Source organism: Stenotrophomonas sp. YJH_SMC_131 (genome assembly GCF_059367975.1).
The window spans coordinates 35,402-53,123 of sequence record NZ_JCAFRJ010000011.1 but is presented as its reverse complement, the minus strand read 5'-3'; the positions used below and the strand labels follow the sequence as shown (position 1 = coordinate 53,123).

16 protein-coding genes are annotated in these 17,722 nt (G+C 66.2%); 9 read left to right on the top strand and 7 right to left on the bottom strand.

Annotation, left to right across the window (positions count from 1 at the left end):
* Positions 1-84: 84 nt before the first annotated feature.
* From AC5P56_RS19080 to AC5P56_RS19060, 5 genes are read left to right on the top strand one after another with little or no spacing between them, the layout of a single operon-like run.
* Positions 85-1,137: a sugar phosphate isomerase/epimerase family protein gene (locus AC5P56_RS19080; protein ID WP_142234398.1), complete on the top strand. Its 1,053-nt coding sequence runs from the start codon at positions 85-87 to the stop codon at positions 1,135-1,137.
* A 27-nt stretch (positions 1,138-1,164) separates the two neighbouring features.
* Positions 1,165-2,382, top strand: a complete 1,218-nt coding sequence (locus AC5P56_RS19075) for a nucleoside permease (RefSeq protein WP_014646305.1) — start codon at positions 1,165-1,167, stop codon at positions 2,380-2,382.
* A gap of 12 nt (positions 2,383-2,394) precedes the next feature.
* Positions 2,395-3,519: a Gfo/Idh/MocA family protein gene (locus AC5P56_RS19070; RefSeq protein ID WP_288495065.1), complete on the top strand. Its 1,125-nt coding sequence runs from the start codon at positions 2,395-2,397 to the stop codon at positions 3,517-3,519.
* Positions 3,520-3,538: 19 nt separating this feature from the next.
* Positions 3,539-4,402 carry a sugar phosphate isomerase/epimerase family protein gene (locus AC5P56_RS19065; protein WP_032961528.1) on the top strand — a complete coding sequence of 288 codons (864 nt, stop codon included), beginning with the start codon at positions 3,539-3,541 and terminating at the stop codon, positions 4,400-4,402.
* Between the two features lie 18 nt (positions 4,403-4,420).
* Positions 4,421-4,717: a c-type cytochrome gene (locus AC5P56_RS19060; RefSeq protein ID WP_032961525.1), complete on the top strand. Its 297-nt coding sequence runs from the start codon at positions 4,421-4,423 to the stop codon at positions 4,715-4,717.
* A 30-nt stretch (positions 4,718-4,747) separates the two neighbouring features.
* On the opposite strand, the gene AC5P56_RS19055 is transcribed toward AC5P56_RS19060, so the two are convergent.
* The 6 genes from AC5P56_RS19055 to AC5P56_RS19030 all read right to left on the bottom strand — a co-directional run bounded on the left by AC5P56_RS19055 (position 4,748) and on the right by AC5P56_RS19030 (position 10,004).
* Complete coding sequence (locus AC5P56_RS19055; protein ID WP_134808597.1) at positions 4,748-5,506, bottom strand: 3-keto-disaccharide hydrolase; 759 nt, start codon at positions 5,504-5,506, stop codon at positions 4,748-4,750.
* Positions 5,506-6,081, bottom strand: coding sequence for a gluconate 2-dehydrogenase subunit 3 family protein (locus AC5P56_RS19050; RefSeq protein WP_014646300.1), 576 nt, complete (start codon positions 6,079-6,081; stop codon positions 5,506-5,508). The genes AC5P56_RS19055 and AC5P56_RS19050 overlap by 1 nt, the downstream gene beginning before the upstream one ends.
* Positions 6,081-7,766, bottom strand: a complete 1,686-nt coding sequence (locus AC5P56_RS19045; protein ID WP_046429409.1) for a GMC oxidoreductase — start codon at positions 7,764-7,766, stop codon at positions 6,081-6,083. Before AC5P56_RS19045 ends, AC5P56_RS19050 begins: the two co-directional genes overlap by 1 nt.
* Before the next feature lie 26 nt (positions 7,767-7,792).
* Positions 7,793-8,689: a hydroxypyruvate isomerase family protein gene (locus AC5P56_RS19040; RefSeq protein WP_164077034.1), complete on the bottom strand. Its 897-nt coding sequence runs from the start codon at positions 8,687-8,689 to the stop codon at positions 7,793-7,795.
* Between the two features lie 209 nt (positions 8,690-8,898).
* The gene (locus tag AC5P56_RS19035; protein WP_075076561.1) at positions 8,899-9,681 is read right to left on the bottom strand and encodes an SDR family oxidoreductase; all 783 of its coding nucleotides are present in this window, start codon (positions 9,679-9,681) and stop codon (positions 8,899-8,901) included.
* Positions 9,678-10,004, bottom strand: coding sequence for a nuclear transport factor 2 family protein (locus AC5P56_RS19030; RefSeq protein WP_069117468.1), 327 nt, complete (start codon positions 10,002-10,004; stop codon positions 9,678-9,680). Before AC5P56_RS19030 ends, AC5P56_RS19035 begins: the two co-directional genes overlap by 4 nt.
* Positions 10,005-10,102: 98 nt before the next feature.
* On the opposite strand from AC5P56_RS19030, the gene AC5P56_RS19025 reads away from it, so the two are divergent.
* Positions 10,103-11,014 (top strand): LysR family transcriptional regulator, encoded by a 912-nt coding sequence (locus tag AC5P56_RS19025; RefSeq protein ID WP_049404958.1) that lies wholly within the window; start codon positions 10,103-10,105, stop codon positions 11,012-11,014.
* A 121-nt stretch (positions 11,015-11,135) separates the two neighbouring features.
* Here AC5P56_RS19025 and AC5P56_RS19020 read toward each other — a convergent pair whose 3' ends face one another.
* Positions 11,136-11,708 (bottom strand): single-stranded DNA-binding protein, encoded by a 573-nt coding sequence (locus AC5P56_RS19020; protein WP_043034165.1) that lies wholly within the window; start codon positions 11,706-11,708, stop codon positions 11,136-11,138.
* A 292-nt stretch (positions 11,709-12,000) separates the two neighbouring features.
* Between AC5P56_RS19020 and AC5P56_RS19015 the strand changes: the two genes are divergently transcribed.
* From AC5P56_RS19015 to AC5P56_RS19005, 3 genes are all read left to right on the top strand, one after another.
* Entirely contained in the window at positions 12,001-13,032 is a 1,032-nt protein-coding gene (locus tag AC5P56_RS19015) for a LacI family DNA-binding transcriptional regulator (RefSeq protein ID WP_014646297.1), read from the top strand.
* A gap of 130 nt (positions 13,033-13,162) precedes the next feature.
* Positions 13,163-14,065 (top strand): ABC transporter ATP-binding protein, encoded by a 903-nt coding sequence (locus tag AC5P56_RS19010; protein ID WP_075076563.1) that lies wholly within the window; start codon positions 13,163-13,165, stop codon positions 14,063-14,065.
* A gap of 12 nt (positions 14,066-14,077) precedes the next feature.
* Positions 14,078-17,662 (top strand): M1 family aminopeptidase, encoded by a 3,585-nt coding sequence (locus tag AC5P56_RS19005; RefSeq protein ID WP_197574587.1) that lies wholly within the window; start codon positions 14,078-14,080, stop codon positions 17,660-17,662.
* The last annotated feature ends 60 nt before the right edge of the window (positions 17,663-17,722 follow it).

Genomic DNA, 17,722 nt, shown 5'->3' with positions numbered 1-17,722 from the left:
TCCTGCCCGCTGTGCACTGCACAACAGGTCCTGCGTAAGCCCCTGCTAGGATAATGCAATCGATTGCATCGAGGGCGAATCACGTTGAAGACGCTCAAGGGTCCAGCGCTGTTCCTGGCGCAGTTCATCGGCGACACAGCTCCTTTTGATCGGCTGGACACGCTGGCCGGATGGGCCGCGGGTCTGGGCTATTCTGGCGTACAAGTCCCCACCTCCGCGCCCCACCTGTTCGACCTGGCGGAGGCGGCGCGCAGCCAAGCGTACTGCGACGACACTGCCGGCATGCTGGCCGGGCACGGCCTGCAGATCACCGAACTGTCGACGCACCTGCAGGGGCAGTTGGTTGCCGTCCATCCTGCCTACGACAGCCTGTTCGACGGATTCGCGCCACCGGACAAGCGCGGCAACCCGGCCGCCCGCCAGGCCTGGGCGGTGGAGCAGCTGCGGCTGGCGGCGCAGGCCAGCCAGCGCCTGGGGCTGACCGCGCATGCCACGTTCTCCGGTGCATTGGCCTGGCCCTACTTCTACCCCTGGCCGCAGCGCCCGCCGGGACTGGTGGAAGAAGCCTTCGCCGAACTCGGCCGTCGCTGGCGCCCGATCCTGGATGCGTTCGATGCCTGCGGCGTTGACCTGTGCTTCGAGATCCACCCGGGCGAGGACCTGCACGATGGTGCAACCTTCGAGCGCTTCCTCGATGAGGTCGACCACCATCCCCGCGCGAAGATCCTGTACGACCCCAGCCACCTGCTGCTGCAGCAGATGGATTACCTCGGTTTCATCGACCGCTACCACGCGCGCATCGGCATCTTCCACGTCAAGGACGCGGAACATCGCCCCAGCGCAAGCAGCGGCGTGTACGGCGGCTACCAGGACTGGATCGACCGTCCGGGCCGGTTCCGTTCACCCGGTGACGGCCAGATCGACTTCAAGGCGATCTTCTCGAAGTTCGCGCAGTACGACTTCCCCGGCTGGGCGGTACTGGAATGGGAGTGCTGCCTGAAGCACCCGGAAGACGGCGCGCGCGAGGGTGCCGCCTTCATCCGCGACCACCTCATCCGCGTGACCGAACGCGCCTTCGATGACTTCGCCGACAGTGGCACCGACGCCGCATCACTGCACCGCATGCTGGGAATCTGAGCCAAGACCGCCCCGGGAGGGCAAGCCATGACGCACGCCATGTCGCGCCTGGGCGCGATGATGTTTCTGCAGTTCTTCATCTGGGGGGCGTGGTTCGTCACCCTGGGCACCTACCTGGTGCAGGGCCCGCTGCAGGCCAGCGCGAGCCAGGTGGCGACCGCGTTCCTCAGCCAGTCGATCGGTGCCATCGTGGCGCCGTTCCTGGTCGGGCTGATCGCGGATCGCTACTTCGCGGCGCAGCGCATTCTTGCGGTACTGCATCTGGCCGGTGCCGCGCTGATGTGGCTGGCGTCCACGGCAACCAGCTTCAGCATGTTCTCTGCGTGCGTCATGGGCTACATGTTGCTGTTCATGCCGACCCTGGCACTGGCCAACAGCGTGGCCATGCGGCACATGCAATCACCCGAGAAGCAGTTCCCGCTGGTCCGCGTGGCCGGCAGCATCGGCTGGATCGTGGCGGGCGTGCTGATCGGCTGGCTGGGCTGGGAACAGGCGCATCGGCTTGAGCTGACGTTCCGGATGGCGGCGGCGGCGTCGCTGGTGCTCGGGCTGTATGCGTTCACCCTGCCGCACACACCGCCACTGGCGCAGCAGCGCGATGCCGGGCTGGGGCAGATCCTGGGGCTGGATTCGCTGCGGCTGCTGAAGTCACGCGCCTACCTGGTGTTCTTCCTGGCCTCCATCGCCATCTGCATCCCGCTGTCGTTCTACTACAACTTCACCAATCCCTATCTCAACGACCTCGGCGTGCGCGGCGCGGCGGGCCTGCAGTCGCTGGGCCAGGTTTCCGAAGTGCTGCTGATGCTGGCCATGCCGTTCCTGTTCGTTCGGCTGGGGGTGAAAACCATGCTGGCGGTCGGCATGGCCGCCTGGGTGGTGCGCTACGCGCTGTTCGCCTTCGGCGATGCAGGTGGCGGTTTCCCGCTGCTGGTGATCGGCATCGTGCTGCACGGCATCTGCTACGACTTCTTCTTCGTCACCGGCCAGATCTACACCGATGCACATGCCGGCCCTGCCGCGCGCAGCAGCGCACAGGGGTTCATCACCCTGGCCACCTATGGCGTGGGCATGTTGATCGGCACCTTCCTGTCCGGCGCGGTGGTGGAGCACTTCACCACCGAGGCCGGTCCCGACTGGCAGCAGATCTGGCTGTTCCCGGCCGCTGTTGCGCTGGTGGTGCTGGTCGCCTTCCTGCTGCTGTTCCGCGACCGGCCGGCGGCTGCGGCCGCGCCCTCCACACCCTGAGGATCCCCGTCGATGCCCAAGCTTGGAATCGCCATCGTCGGCACCGGCATGATCGGCGCCGTGCACCGCCGCGCGGCCTTGCTCGCCGGCGCCGAGGTACGCGGCGTGGCCGCCTCGTCACCGCAGCGCGCGCATGAGGCAGCGCACTCCTGGAATGTCCCGCGCGCCTACCGGGATATCGAGGAGGTGATCGCCGATCCGCAGGTACAGGTGGTGCACGTGTGCACGCCCAACCATCTGCACCGCGCCATGGCACAGGCTGCGCTGGAAGCCGGCAAGCACGTGATCTGCGAGAAGCCGCTGGCGACGACGCTGGACGATGCGCAGGCGCTGGCGGTACTGGCCGCCTCGACCGGATTGGTTGCCACCGTCCCCTTCGTCTACCGCTACCACCCGGTGGTGCGCGAGGCCCGTGCACGCATCGCCCAGGGTGACCTGGGGCCGCTGCACCTGATCCATGGCAGTTACCTGCAGGATTGGCTGCTGGACCCGGCCAGCAACAACTGGCGCGTGGACCCGGCGCTGGGCGGCACCTCGCGCGTGTTCGCCGACATTGGTTCGCACTGGTGCGACCTGGTCGAATGGGTCAGTGGCGAGCGCTTCACCGAAGTGAACGCGGCGTTTGCCACGGTGATCGCCGAACGCAGCGCCGTCACCGGCCAGAGCTTCAGCACACCGGCAGCGAACGGCGCGACGCAGGCGGTCGCGAGCGAGGACGTGGCAACGGCGATGTTCAGGACCGGCGCCGGTACGCTGGCGTCGTTGACGGTGAGCCAGGTTTCGGCCGGACGCCGCAACCGCCTCTGGTTCGAGATCGACGGCGCCAACGCCAGCATCGCCTTCGACCAGGAGGACGCCGAGCGGCTGTGGATCGGCCTGCCCGACCAGCGCGAGGAAATCTTCGTGCGCGGGCCCGGCGCGGGCACTGCCGAACAGCGCCGGCTGTCGGTGCTGCCGGCCGGGCACGCGCAGGGCTACGCCCAGTGCTTCGAGGCGTTTGTCGCCGACACCTATCGCGCTATCGACGGCGAGCAACCGGACGGCCTGCCCACCTTCGAGGAAGGCATGCGTTCGGCGCGGATCGTTGATCGTGTCATTGCATCGGCCAGGTCACGCGCCTGGACCACCATCGTTTGAATCCCGGGAGGATCTGTTGATGAAAGCCCTTGTCCGTCGAAGTGCAAGCCTCGTCCTGCTGCTCGCGGCGCTGCCCGCCTTCGCAGTCGAAGCCGCCAGCGCGCAGAAGCCGATAGCGGTGCAGATGTACACCCTGCGCAATGCCGGCTCGCTCGAGCAACAGTTGAAGATCGTCCACGATGCCGGTGTGCACGCGGTGGAAACCGTCGGCACGCAGAACGTCAGTGCCGCGGAACTGAAGCAGCTGCTGGACCGGTATTCGATCAAGGCCATTTCATCGCATGTGCCGCTGGCCGAGCTGCGCAGCAACCTGGATGGGGTGGTGACCTTCAACCGGTCGATCGGCAACACCACGCTGGTGGTGCCGTACCTGGACAGGAAGGAACGCCCGAGCGATGCCGCCGGCTGGACCGCCCTGGGACAGGAACTGGGCCGGATCGCGAAACAGGTGCGCGGCAAGGGCATGCGCCTGGCCTATCACAACCACGACTTCGAGCTGGTCGACTTCGATGGCAGGACCGGGCTGGAACTGCTGTTTGCCGCCGCCGGCCCCGACCTGCAGACCGAGCTGGACCTGGCCTGGGTCGCGCGTGCGGGCCTGGACCCGGCGGTGATGCTGGGAAAGTTCCGCGGCCACGTATTCGCGGTACACGCCAAGGACAATGCGCTCAAGGGCCAGGCCGAAGACGAAGGCGGATTCGCTGCGGTCGGCCAGGGCGTACTGGACTGGAACACGATCCTGCCTGCTGCGAGGGGCGCCGGCGTGCATTGGTACATCATCGAGCACGACCAGCCACGCGAGCCGGCCAAGGTCGTCCAGGCCGGCGCCGACTATCTGCGTGAACACCTGACCACCAATACGCCTGCCCGTGCGCGGCGCTGACGCATCAAGGAGCCCCACATGAAAATGATCCTGGCAATGGCGGTGGCCCTGGGCGGCATGAGTGTTGCGACAGCCGCCTGGTGCAAGGGCGACCCGGCTGCGGGAGCAAAGCTCTACACCGCGAACTGCGTGGCCTGCCACGGCGCCGATCGCGCGGGCATGCCGGGCGCGTTCCCGGCACTCACCGACATCGGCAAGCGCATGGCACCTGCACAGATCAAGGAAAAGATCAGCAAGGGCGGCGGCCTGATGCCGCCCTTCTCCCAGCTGTCACAGCAGGAGATCGACGATATCGCCAGCTACCTGGCGAAGTAAGCGGCCGGCGACCACGCCGGCCGTGTGCGGCTACAGCTCGCGCGCCCAGATGTTGCGGTAACTGACCCTGGAGTCATGCTCCTGCAGATAGAGCGGCGCACACGCATGGGGCGAATACGAGGGCGCCCCGATGTACTCGGTCTTGCCTGCCAGCACGGTGTCATCCTGCACCAGCACGCCGTTGTGCAGCACCGTGATGCGCGCGGGCGACACAAGCCCACCGCCCACCGAGAAGCGCGGTGCCTTCCAGATGATGTCGTAGGCCTGCCACTGGCCCGGCGCGCGCGAGGCATTCACCCGCGGCATGGCCTGCTTGTAGATGGAGCCCGCCTGGCCATTGGCATAGGTCGGGTTGTTGTAGCTGTCGAGCACCTGCAGTTCATACAGTTCCTGCAGGAAGATCCCGCTGTTGCCCCGGTTCTGGCCGTCGAAGCCCTTCGTGTCAGTGGGCGTGCGCCACTCCACATGCAGCTGGACATCGCAGAAGCGTTGCCGGGTGCGGATGCCCTTGCTGCCCGGAACGACGGTCATGGCGCCCCCGGCAACCTTCCAGGGCACGCGTCCGCCCTGCTCCGATTCCCACGCCGAGACATCCTTGCCATCGAACAGCACGATCGCGTCGGAGGGGGCCTTGCCTGGCGGCGTGGCCACGACAGCGGGCACGGGGGTCCACACTTCGGTCTTCTTCGGGTCGCGCGCAGCGTCGGCACTGTCCTGCGCGAATGCAGATGCAGCGGCCAGCAGGCCAACAGTGATCAACGCAGGGCGGATCATCAGGGTGGTGTCCATCAGCTGGTCCCCCACGCGGGCGTACCGGGGACATAGGCGAGGTCGCCGTCGTAGCGGCCGGGCACCGCGACGTACTGCAGCACGCCGGTCGCCCCGACCTTGGAGGTGAAGAAGCCGAAGATGGCCAGCTGCTTGATCATCGTGAAGTAATGCGGCATCGCCTCGCCCTCTTCAGGCGTACCGGTCTCGGTCACGTCGGCAGAGCGCGCCTTGGCTTCGGCGTCCAGCGTTCGCAGCAACTGGGTGCGGGCTTCCGGCGCAAGCGCCACAAACCGGCCGCCGGCGCGCTTGTCGATATCGACCAGGCCTGCCCGGAACGTTGCCTGCTGCCGGGCGGTGTAGCAATCGCTGACGAAGGTCGCCATGAACAGGCCAGCGCCGGCATCCTTCGCCCCTGGCGTCCGGGTCCGCGGCAGGATGGTCTCGGCGATCTCGTCCAGCGTGCCGATGTCGGCATCGGAGAACAGGGTCTTCACCGGTGCCGCAGCGGCGTTTCCCTGCGCGAGCGCAGGCAGGCCGACCATGGCCGCGCCGGTGGCGGCAACGATCATCTTCAACAGTTCGCGGCGATCCATCAGAGGTTCCCCGCTTTCAGTTCGCGTACCGCGTGGTCGGCCGCGCGCGCGGTCAGCGCCATATAGGTCAGCGAAGGATTCACGCAGGCGCTGGAGGTCATGCAGGCACCGTCGGTCACATAGACGTTGGGCGCATCCCAGACCTGGTTGTGCGCGTTCAATACCGAGCTCTTCCGGTCACGTCCCATGCGTGCGGTCCCCATCTCGTGGATGCCCTTGCCCGGGGCATAGTCGTGGTCGTGCATCTTCACGTCCTTGACGCCAGCCGCCTCCAGCATCTCGGCAGCATCGGCGGCCATGTCCTTGCGCATCGCCAGTTCGTTGGCGCGCATGGACACGTCCATCGCCAGCACCGGCAGCCCCCACTTGTCCTTGCGGTCGTGGTCCAGGCGGATCGTATTGTCGTGGTGCGGCAGCATTTCACCGAACCCGGTCATGCCGATGCGCCAGTCGCCCGGTACGGTCAGCGCCTCCTTCAGGTCGGCACCGATGTTGAGCTCGGCGATCTCGCGCGACCAGCCGGTGCGGCTGGCACCGCCCTGGTAACCGAACCCGCGCAGGTAGCCGCGCTTGTCGGCCGCGACGTTGCGGAAGCGCGGAATGTAGAAACCGCACGGACGGCGGCCGAAGTAGTACTTGTCTTCGTAGCCCTCGACCCGGCCCGAGGCGCCCGCACCGAAATGATGGTCCATCACGTTGTGCCCCAGCTCGCCCGACGAAGAACCCAGTCCCCCCTCCCACACATCGGTCGCCGAGTTCATCAGCAGCCAGGTCGAATTGAACGACGATGCATTGAGGAAGATGACCTTGGCGGTGTACTGGTAGGTCTGCCCGGTCTCGGCATCGATCACCTCCACGCCGCGCGCACGCTTGCGATCCTTGTCGTAGAGCACTTCCTTGACGATCGAGAACGGCCGCAAGGTCAGGTTGCCGGTCTTCATCGCCGCTGGCAGCGTCGCCGCCTGGGTCGAGAAATAGGCACCGAAGGGACAGCCCAGGATGCACTTGTTGCGGTACTGGCAGTTCACGCGCCCCTGCTCGGGCATCGGCTGGGTGATGTTGGCGGTGCGCGAGTGGATCATGTGCCGCGTTCCGCCGAAGGCCTTCTTGATCCGCGCGGCCACGTCCTTCTCGACGATGTTCAACGGGATCGGCGGCAGGAACTCGCCGTCCGGCAGCACGTCCAGTCCTTCGCGCGTGCCGGCGATGCCGGCGAACCTCTCTACATGGTCGTACCACGGCGCGATGTCGGCATAGCGGATCGGCCAGTCGGTGGCGATGCCATCCTTGAGGTTCGCTTCGAAGTCCAGGTCGGAAAACCGATAGCTCTGCCGGCCCCACATCAGCGAGCGCCCGCCTACGTGGTAGCCACGGAACCAGTCGAAGCGCTTGGTTTCGATGTAGGGTGAGTCCTGCTCGTTGGCCCACATTCCTTCCAGGTTCTCGGCCAGGCCGTAGTCGCGCATCAGCACCGGGAAGGCGGCCTTCATCGCCTGCGTCGGCCGGTTGCGATGCGGGAAGTCCCACGCTTCCTTCATCGCATTGACGTAGTCCTTGACGTGCTCGATGTTGCGCCCGCGTTCCAGCATCAGGACCTTCAGGCCCTTCTCGGTCAGCTCCTTCGCTGCCCAACCGCCACTGATTCCCGAGCCAACAACAATGGCGTCGTAGTGATTATCTGCCATGGTCTCTCACCTGGGTGGATATCGTTTCAGACGTCGCAGAGGCGGATCGCCTCGCGCAATGAGGCAACGGGATCGGGCGCTGCAGGCGTGAATTCCTGCGCCAGATACCCCTTGAAACCGGTGTCGCGGATCGCGCGACAGATGGCCGGATAGTGGAGCTCCTGCTGGTCTCCAATCTCGTTCCGGCCCGGCACGCCTGCAGTGTGGTAATGCTTGAAGCAGGCGTGATGCTTGCCGATGGTGGCGATGATGTCGCCCTCCATGATCTGCATGTGGTAGATGTCGTAGAGCAGGCCGAAGTTGTCCGAGCCGAGCCGCTGGCACAGCTCCACGCCCCAGGCCGAGTGATCGCACAGGTAGTCGTGGTGATCGACCCTGGAGTTCAGCAGCTCCATCACCAGCACCACGCCGCGCTTCTCGGCATGCCCGAGGATGCGCTTGAGGCCCGCCTCGGCATTGGCCATGCCGTCCTGCGGGTCCATGCCGTTGCGATTGCCGGAGAAGCAGATGAGGTTGCGGTAACCGGCATCGGCGACCAGGTCGATGTGCCGCGTGTAGCGCTCCACCAGCGGGTCGTGGAATTCGCGGCCGGCAAAGCCCTTGGTCAGGCCCAGCTCCGCGCCATTGCACATCGAGCTGTAGACGCCGTTCGCCTTCAGCGTGGGCCAGTCTTCCGGGCCGACCAGGTCGATGGCGGCGAAGCCGATGTCCTTCACCGTCGTGCAGAGCTGGGCGACCGACAGCTGCGGGAAGGTCCAGCGTGCGACGGAGTGCTTCAGGTTGCCCTTGAGCGCTGCGGTGGCGGCGAATGCAGGCAACGCTCCCGCAGTACCCAGGGCTACGCCTCCAGCAACCGCCATGCGCAACGCATCACGCCGCGTGAGGCCCGTCGCCAGAGCCGGTCTGATCGAATGGATGGACATCCACCTGCCGGCCTCCCAACCGACATCAACACTGAGGATTCACTGCAATGCAATCGATTGCACCATAGGGGAGGAATTTGTGTGTTTGCAAGTCGCAGTGCACGAAAATCAATGCTGCGAGGCACAACTCCGCAACCGACCTGGAAAACAAAAGCCCCGCGTGAGCGGGGCTTTCCTTCTGGCGGTAGGAGCAGGACGACGCCTGTTGGCTACAGGGTCGAAACCGTGCCGCCGTCGATCCGATACTCCGTTCCGGCAATCGACGCCGACCGGGGAGACGCCAGGAACACAATCAGATCGGCCACCTCCTGCGGTGCCGCGGGCCGTCCCACCGGAATCCCGCCGAGCCAGTCCATGACCACCTTCTTGCCTCCTTCATAGTCGGTTCCCGCTTCCGCAGCGATCCGTTCTGCAAATTCCCTGGATGCTTCTGTCTCGATCCAGCCCGGCGCTACGCTCAGCACCCGCACGCCCTTGGGGGTGACCTCTCGTGAAAGCGACTTGCTGTAGGTCGTGAGTGCCGCTTTGGCGGCGGCGTAGGCGGTGGTGGACTCCGGCAGAGGCAGCATGCGCTGGATCGAACTGACGTGGATGATCACGCCAGCGCTCTGCGCGAGCATGGATGGCAGCAAGGCACGATCCAGGCGGACCGCCGGCATCAGATTCAGGTTCAGCTCGGCAAGCCAGTGCGCATCACTGATCGCTGCGAAGCCACCGGCAGGTGTCTTTGATCCCCCCAGCACATTGACCAGGATGTCTGCGCCGCCCCATGCCTGCAGCACGGCGTGGGCGAAAATGCCGGTGCCCTCGGCCGTCGACAGATCGGCGGCTACGTAGGCGACTCCTTCCACCGGGCGTGCCGGCAGGCTGCGCGCCGACGTCATTACCCTGGCCCCGGCCTCGGCGAGGGTCCTGACCACGGCCGCCCCCACACCGGCCGTGCCGCCGGTCACCACGGCCCGCAGGCCACCGAGTTGAAGATCGAAGCTCATGCCGTGATCTCCAGCGATGCGATCAGGCCCCGTTCCAGTTCGAAACGGTAGCTCAGCAGAATCGGACTGCCGGGGAAGTTACCGCTCACGATGGCACGGACAACGTGGTGTTTCTCCTGCCGTTCGATGGCGCTCGGCACGCTGGTGGCGCTGTATTTGGCCGATGCCTCGGCCAGGAAGGCTTTGATGGCGTCGACGCCGACGAGGGTGTGCCCGTCGTCCTTCAGCACAGCCTGGGCGGCAAAACAACGCGCCAGCAGTTCAGGGTCATGTTCGGCCGCGAAGTACGCGGCAATGGGTTCTGGGAGGGTCAACGCATTCATTCCTGGCTCCTGCAGTGGTCAGGCGCTCAGGATGTGCACGCAGGTCAGTTAAGTGAATGCCCTATAATCCGAATGGGTTATGTCAAGAATCTCACATAATGCGCGGATCCGAGTTCGCTGAACTGAAGGCCTTCGTGGCGGTAGTGGAACGTCAGAGCTTCGCGCGGGCGGCGGAACATCTGGGGGTATCGCCCTCGGCCCTGAGCCAGACCATCCGCCAACTGGAAGGCCGTCTCGGCACCCGCCTTCTCAATCGCACGACACGAAGCGTGGCGCCCTCGGCAAGCGGCGGGCGACTGTACGCGCGCATCGCGCCGCTGTTCCAGGAGTTGGCCGTCGCGGTCGCTGAAACCAGCGAAGCCAGCGGACGGATCAACGGGACCCTGCGAATCAATACGCTGGGCATCGCCGCGAGAACACTGATTGCCCCGCGGCTTGCCCGCTTCCACCAGGCCTACCCTGATGTCGTTGTCGACATCGTGGTCGACGACGCGCTCAGCGACATCGTCAGTGGCCGGTTTGATGCGGGCATCCGCGTGGGTGGTCAGCTCGAGAAGGACATGGTGGCCATCCGCCTCACCCCGGACCTGAACATGGTGGCCGTGGCGTCACCGGATTACCTGGCACGCCGCGGAACACCGCGAACTCCGGCGGAACTGCAGGATCACGCCTGCATCAACTGGCGGCTGCAGAGCGATGGCAGGCAGTACCGATGGGAGTTCAAGAAGCGAGGTCGCCACCTCGAGGTCGCCGTGGACGGTCCTGTCGTCACCAATCACGCTGACATCGGGATTGCGTCGGCCCTGGCCGGCCTTGGAATCGCCTATCACTTCGAACAGGATGGTGTGGGCGAACTGTTGGCACAGGGACTGCTGGTGCGGGTACTGGCGGATTGGTCGGTCTCGCGGCCCGGGCTTTTTCTCTACTACCCGAACAGGCGGCATCGCCCCGCCCTGCTGGGCGCGTTCATTGACTGCCTGCTGGACCAGGGAATGTTCGGCAATCGGTGACGAGGTCGACGAACGTCCGCATCCTGCCGCCGGGCAATGGGATCCTGCCACGTCGCCTGTAACGAGAAGGGCCCCGGGCACGCGTGCCAGGAGCCCTTGTCGGGATAAACGGAAGATACGCTTAGAACGGAATATCGTCGTCAGCGAAGTCGTCCATCGGCGGCGCCTGCTGCGGCTGCGGGCGCTGGTTGCCGCCCTGGTTGCCGTAACCCCCGCCCTGGTTGCCGCCCTGGTTGCCATAGCCACCGCCCTGGCCGCCACGCTGGCCACCGCCGCCACCGCCATACTCCTGGCGCGGCGCCTGCTGGCGCTGCGGACGATCGCCGCCGTAGTTGCCACCACCACCGCCACCGCCTTCACCGCGGCCGCCCAGCATCTGCATTTCATCGGCGATGATGTCGGTGGAGTACTTCTCCACGCCGTCCTGGCCGGTGTACTTGTCGTAGCGCAGGCTGCCTTCGACGTAGACCGAGCTGCCCTTGCGCAGGTACTCGCCGGCGATCTCGCCGAGCTTGCCGAAGAACACCACGCGGTGCCATTCGGTGCGCTCCTGCTGGTTGCCATCCTTGTCCTTGCGGACGCTGGTGGTGGCCAGGCTGATGCGGGTGATCGCCATGCCGCCCTGGGTGTACTTCACGTCCGGGTCGTTGCCGAGATTGCCGACCAGGATGACTTTGTTGATGCCGCGCGCCATAGGTACCTTCGTCCGTTGTCCAGGGGCAGACCGCCAGTGATAGCACAGCCCCGGCCGGGGGTGCAGTACGCTGGGCCGCCCCTGTTGAAATTTGGGGGAATGCGAGAACGACGCATCTTACCATTGCCGCCGCCATCCGCCCGGTCAGGAGACCCCGACCGCACCGAAGGATCACGCTGATTTCCTTGTCCGGCAATGACTTACCTGTGCCCAGGCCGACGTTAAGAGGGGCATTCGCGTCTGCGCATGGCATCATGCCCGGGCACCTCCCACCTGCCCGCTCCGCCCACACATGACGATCAAAGGCAAAGCCACCTCCCTGGACATCGCCCACCTGGCCGGGGTCTCCCAGCCGACCGTGTCGCGGGCCCTGCGTGGCAGCCCGATGGTCAACGCCGAGACCCGTGAGCGCATCCTGCGCATTGCCCGCGAGCTGAACTACAAGGTCGACAAGAATGCCTCCAGCCTGCGCCTGCGCAATGCCGGCACGCTGGCCCTGCTGTTCTTCGAGGACCCGACCAACGACGACTCGCTGATCAACCCGTTCTTCCATTCGATGCTGGGCTCGATCACCCGCGCCTGCGCCCTGCACGGGCAGGACCTGCTGGTCTCGTTCCAGCAGCTGTCCACCGACTGGCAGGCCGATTACGAGGACAGCAACAAGGCCGACGGCATCATCCTGCTCGGCTACGGCGACTATCACGAATCGCGCGACCGCCTGCAGCGGCTGGTCGAACAGGGCACGCACTTCGTGCGCTGGGGCGCCGCCCTGCCCGGCCAGCCCGGTGTCTCGATCGGCAGCGACAACTTCCAGGGCGGGCATGACATCACCACCCACCTGCTGCAGCAGGGCTGCCGCCGCATCGCCTTCCTCGGCCATGCCTCCAGCCACTACCCCGAATTCCAGGAGCGCTACCGCGGCCACGTCGCGGCCCTGCAGGACCACGGCCTGGCCGCCGAACCGGCGCTGCAGCACGATGCGATCACCACTGAAGCCTCCGGCCAGGAAGCCTGCCAGGCCCTGTTGGCGCGCGGCGAGCCGATCGATGCGATCTGCGCGGCCAGCGACCTGATCGCCATCGGTGCGATGCGCGCCCTGCGCGAGGCCGGGCTGCGGGTGCCGCAGGACGTGGCGGTGACCGGCTTCGACGACATCCCGCTGGCCGCTTCGGTATCCCCCGCGCTGACCACGGTGCAGCAGGACACCAAGCAGGCCGGCCAGCTGCTGGTGGAACGCCTGCTGGCGCTGATCGGCCGGCAGCCGGTGGACAGCCAGAGCATCCCGGTGAAGCTGGTGGTGCGCGAATCATCCCTGCGCGGGTAAGGCGCCGCTGGGCCGGCGCGCTGGCCAACGCACGACGGCGGGATTCTCCCCCCATGACCAACGGCGGATGCGCACGGAGGCGGTTGCGCGGATAACGCGCAGACATTGCCCAGGGAAAGGTGTACGTCGCATGCTGAAGATCGATTCGCTGTCCAAGACGTACGCCAACGGCGTGCATGCCCTCAACAACGTCACCCTGGACATCCCGCGGGGCATGTTCGGCCTGCTCGGCCCGAACGGCGCCGGCAAGTCCTCGCTGATGCGCACGCTGTCCACCCTGCAGGAGGCCGACAGCGGCACGGTGACGCTCAGCGTTCCGGGCGAGGCGCCGATCGACGTGCTGCGCGACAAGGACGCCGTGCGCCGTCGGCTGGGCTACCTGCCGCAGGATTTCGGCGTGTACCCGAAAGTCAGCGCGCTGGACCTGCTGGAGCATTTCGCAGTGCTCAAGGGCCTGACCCAACGCGCGCAGCGCCGCGAGGTGGTCGATGGGCTGCTGCAGCAGGTGAACCTGTGGGATGCCCGCAAGCGCAAGCTGGGCACCTACTCCGGCGGCATGCGCCAGCGCTTCGGCATTGCCCAGGCGCTGCTGGGCGACCCACGGCTGGTGATCGTCGACGAACCCACCGCCGGCCTCGACCCGGAGGAACGCAACCGCTTCCTCAACCTGCTGGCGGCGATCGGCGAGAACGTAGCGGTGATCCTGTCCACCCACATCGTCGAGGACGTGACCGACCTGTGCCCGACGATGGCGATCATGAACAAGGGCCAGGTGCTGCTGACCGGCCGCCCCAGCGAAGCGATCAACGCCCTGCAGCACCAGGTCTGGCGCAAGCAGGTCGATCCTTCGGAGCTGGCCGACCATGAAGCGCGCTACGTGGTGCTGTCGACCCGTCTGGTCGGTGGCCGCCCGGTGATCCATGTGCACAGCGCCAACGACCCCGGCGACGGCTTTGCGGCCGTGGCTCCCGACCTCGAAGACGTGTACTTCCAGCGCCTGCGCCTGCAGGCCCGTGCTCGCGCAGCAGCCTGAGCGGAGCACGCCATGATCCTCGATTTCTTCCGTTTCGAGCTGCGCGAGCAGCTGCGTTCCCCGCTGCTGTGGCTGCTGGCCGGGCTGTTCGCCCTGCTCGCCTTCGCCGCTGCGTCCAGCGACGCCGTACAGATCGGTGGTGGCAGCGGCAACGTGCACAGCAACGCGCCCACCGTGATCGCGCAGATGCTGGGCATCTTCACCCTGCTCGGCATGCTGGTCACCGCCCTGTTCGTCAGCAATGCGCTGCTGCGTGACTTCGAACTGGGCACCGCCGAGCTGATCTTCGCCAGCCCGGTGAAACGCCGCGATTACCTGGCCGGCCGCATCGCCGCCGCCCTGGCTACCGGCCTGCTGTTCTACCTGCTGGTCGCTTTCGGGCTCTGGCTGGCACCGTTCATGCCCTGGGTGGACGCCGAGCGCATGGGGCCGATCAGCTGGCAGGGCTATGCCTGGAGTTTTGCGGTCATCGTCATTCCCAACCTGTTGTTCACCACCGCGCTGCTGTCACTGCTGGCAGCGGTCACGCGTTCAATCCTGTGGGTCTACATCGGGCTGGTGGCCTACCTGGTCCTGTTCGGCGCCAGCGCGGCGGTGCTGCGCGACATCGACAACACCTGGCTGGCGGTGCTCAGCGAGCCTTTGGGCATGCGCGCCCTGTCGCGCACCATCCGCTACTGGTCCACCGCCGAGCACAACAGCGGCGTTCCCGGCCTGGCGGGCTACCTGCTGGCCAACCGTGCCCTGTGGCTGGGCGTGACGGCGCTGCTGTTCGCCGCCACGTTCGCCCTGTTCCGCACCGAGCGCAGCGGCAGCGGCCGTCGTCGCTGGGGCCGCCGGCAGGCGCAGCCGGTTGCCGACGCCGCCGCCCTCCGGCCCAACCGCAACCCGTTGCCGCGCGTGGTACCGGCATTCAGCGCGACCACCGCGTGGCAACAGTTCCTGCGCCAGGTGCGCTTCGACACGCGCGGCGTCCTGCGCAGCGTGCCGTTCATCGTGCTGCTGGTGCTGGGCCTGGCCAATTTCCTGCCCAACGCGCTGTTCCGGCAGACCCTGTACGGCACCTCGATCTGGCCGGTCACCTCGCAGATGATCATGGGCCTGCAGGGGGCCTTCAGCTGGCTGCTGGTGATCATCGTGCTGTTCTTCGCCGGTGAGCTGGTGTGGAAGGAACGCAGCGCGCGCATCAACGAAGTGACCGATGCCATGCCGGTGCCGAACTGGGTACCGCTGCTGGCCAAGTTCACCGCACTGCTGGCAGTGATCATCTGCTTCCAGGCCGCCGGTGCACTGGCGGCGATGGGCGTGCAGCTGGTCAAGGGCTACACCCACCTGGAGCCGCTGCTGTACCTGCGCAGCCTGGCGCTGGACTCGGTGATCTACATCCTGATGGGGGGCCTGGCACTGGTGCTGCAGGTGCTCACCAACAACAAGTTCGTCGGTTACGCGCTGCTGATCGTGGTGATGATCGGCCAGGGCGTGCTCGGCATGCTGGACTACACGCAGAACCTGTACACCTTCGGTGGCTGGCCCAACGCTCCCTATTCGGACATGAACGGCTACGGCCACTTCCTGCCGGGGCAGCTGGCATTCCAGGGCTACTGGGCGCTGTTCCTGCTGACCCTGATGTGCCTGGCATCGGCGCTCTGGGTGCGCGGTGTCAGCCAGGGCCTGCGCCAGCGCCTGGCCCTGGCCGGCCGCCGCCTGCGCGGCCCGACCGGCGTCTTCGCCGGACTTGCGGCATTGGCCTTCGCCGGCGTGGGCAGCTGGCTGTACTGGAGCACCAATATCCGCAACGAGTTCATCTCGCCCGACCAGCAGCTGGACCTGCAGGCCCGCTACGAGCGCGAGCTGTCGAAGTACCGCACCCAGCCGCAGCCGCGCATCGTGGCGGTGGACAACCGCGTGGACCTGTTCCCGGAATCGCAGTCGATGGTGATCGATGCGAACTGGACGGTGCGCAATACCCATGCCACGCCGATCCAGGACGTGCATGTCTCGATAGGCGATGACAAGCAGCTGGTCGACGTCGACCTGGGTGGGCAGACGCTGTCGTTGCACGATGCCGATCTCGGCTACCGCATCTACCGCCTGCAGAAGCCGCTGCAGCCGGGCGAAACCCGCAGCGTGCATTTCCGGGTGGTGCAGAAACCCAACGGCATCACCGCCGGGCTGGCGCCGAGCAACATCGTGGACAACGGCACCTTCTTCAACAGCCGCGTGCTGCCCTCGTTCGGCTACAACGAGGGCGCCGAGATCAGCGACCGCAACGAGCGGCGCAAGCGCGGCCTGGGTGAGCCGCGGCGCATGCCCAGGCTGGAGGACGACGCCGCGCGTGCCAACACGTACATTGCCAACGATGCCGACTGGCTCGACTTCCGCACCACGGTCTGCACCGCACCGGACCAGGTGGCGCTGGCCCCGGGCTACCTGCAGCGCGAGACCACGGTCAACGGCCGGCGCTGCTTCAGCTACGCCATGGACCGGCCGATGCTGAACTTCTATGCCTATCTATCGGCACGCTGGGAGGTGCGCAAGGCGAAGTACAAGGACATCCCGATCGAGGTCTACTTCGATCCGGCGCACGGCTACAACGTGGACCGGATGATCGAGGCGGTGCAGAAGTCGCTGGCCTATTACGAGGCGAACTTCACCCCGTACCAGCACCGCCAGGTACGCATCATCGAATTCCCGGGCTATGCCCGCTTCGCGCAGTCGTTCGCCAACACCATCCCCTATTCCGAGGCCATCGGTTTCATCGCCGACCTGCGCGACCCGGACAAGGTGGACTACGTGTTCTACGTGACCGCGCACGAGATCGCGCACCAGTGGTGGGCGCACCAGGTGATCGGCGCCAACGTGCAGGGTGCGACCGTGCTGTCCGAATCGCTGTCGCAGTACTCGGCCTTGATGGTGATGGAGCAGGAATACGGCCGCCAGCACATGCGCCAGTTCCTCAAGCGCGAACTGGATGGCTACCTGTCCGGCCGCGGTGGCGAAGCCATCGAGGAACAGCCGCTGGAACGCGTGGAAAACCAGCAGTACATCCACTACCAGAAGGGTTCGCTGGTGTTCTACCGCCTGCGCGAGGAAATCGGCGAACAGGCGCTGAACCGTGCGTTGAAGCGCTTCCTGCAGGACAAGGGCTACCAGCAGCCGCCGTACACCACCTCACGCGAGCTGCTGGGCTACATCCGCGCCGAGACCCCGGCCGACCGCCAGCAGCTGGTCACCGACCTGTTCGAGAAGATCAGCTTCTACGACAACCGGGTGATGGCCGCCAGCGCCCGCAAACGTGCTGACGGCCGCTACGACGTGACCCTGGACCTGCATGCCGCCAAGCAGTACGCCGATGGCAAGGGCAGGGAGAGCGACGCGAAGATGGATGACTGGGTCGAGATCGGCGTGTTCGCCACCGGGCCGTCGGGCAAGGAACGCGACCAGAAGGTGCTGTACCTGCAGCGCCACCACATCACCAGCGCCGCGCCGAAGATCACGGTGACGGTGGATGAAAAGCCGGACGAAGCAGGCTTCGATCCCTACAACAAGCTGATCGACCGGGTGAGCGATGACAACCGGCGCAAGGTGACGATGTGAAGCAACGGGGCGCCGGCCGATGTGCCGGTGCTCCGCGCGACGCGTGCGGGCTTGGCTTGG

Excerpts from the sequence above, each read along its gene's own strand:
- AC5P56_RS19075 (WP_014646305.1), top strand. The coding sequence starts at position 1,165 with ATGACGCACGCCATGTCGCGCCTGGGCGCGATGATGTTTCTGCAGTTC.
- AC5P56_RS19070 (WP_288495065.1), top strand. The coding sequence starts at position 2,395 with ATGCCCAAGCTTGGAATCGCCATCGTCGGCACCGGCATGATCGGCGCC.
- AC5P56_RS19065 (WP_032961528.1), top strand. The coding sequence starts at position 3,539 with ATGAAAGCCCTTGTCCGTCGAAGTGCAAGCCTCGTCCTGCTGCTCGCG.
- AC5P56_RS19060 (WP_032961525.1), top strand. The coding sequence starts at position 4,421 with ATGAAAATGATCCTGGCAATGGCGGTGGCCCTGGGCGGCATGAGTGTT.
- AC5P56_RS19055 (WP_134808597.1), bottom strand. The coding sequence starts at position 5,506 with ATGGACACCACCCTGATGATCCGCCCTGCGTTGATCACTGTTGGCCTG.
- AC5P56_RS19050 (WP_014646300.1), bottom strand. The coding sequence starts at position 6,081 with ATGGATCGCCGCGAACTGTTGAAGATGATCGTTGCCGCCACCGGCGCG.
- AC5P56_RS19045 (WP_046429409.1), bottom strand. The coding sequence starts at position 7,766 with ATGGCAGATAATCACTACGACGCCATTGTTGTTGGCTCGGGAATCAGT.
- AC5P56_RS19040 (WP_164077034.1), bottom strand. The coding sequence starts at position 8,689 with ATGTCCATCCATTCGATCAGACCGGCTCTGGCGACGGGCCTCACGCGG.
- AC5P56_RS19035 (WP_075076561.1), bottom strand. The coding sequence starts at position 9,681 with ATGAGCTTCGATCTTCAACTCGGTGGCCTGCGGGCCGTGGTGACCGGC.
- AC5P56_RS19030 (WP_069117468.1), bottom strand. The coding sequence starts at position 10,004 with ATGAATGCGTTGACCCTCCCAGAACCCATTGCCGCGTACTTCGCGGCC.
- AC5P56_RS19025 (WP_049404958.1), top strand. The coding sequence starts at position 10,103 with ATGCGCGGATCCGAGTTCGCTGAACTGAAGGCCTTCGTGGCGGTAGTG.
- AC5P56_RS19020 (WP_043034165.1), bottom strand. The coding sequence starts at position 11,708 with ATGGCGCGCGGCATCAACAAAGTCATCCTGGTCGGCAATCTCGGCAAC.
- AC5P56_RS19015 (WP_014646297.1), top strand. The coding sequence starts at position 12,001 with ATGACGATCAAAGGCAAAGCCACCTCCCTGGACATCGCCCACCTGGCC.
- AC5P56_RS19010 (WP_075076563.1), top strand. The coding sequence starts at position 13,163 with ATGCTGAAGATCGATTCGCTGTCCAAGACGTACGCCAACGGCGTGCAT.
- AC5P56_RS19005 (WP_197574587.1), top strand. The coding sequence starts at position 14,078 with ATGATCCTCGATTTCTTCCGTTTCGAGCTGCGCGAGCAGCTGCGTTCC.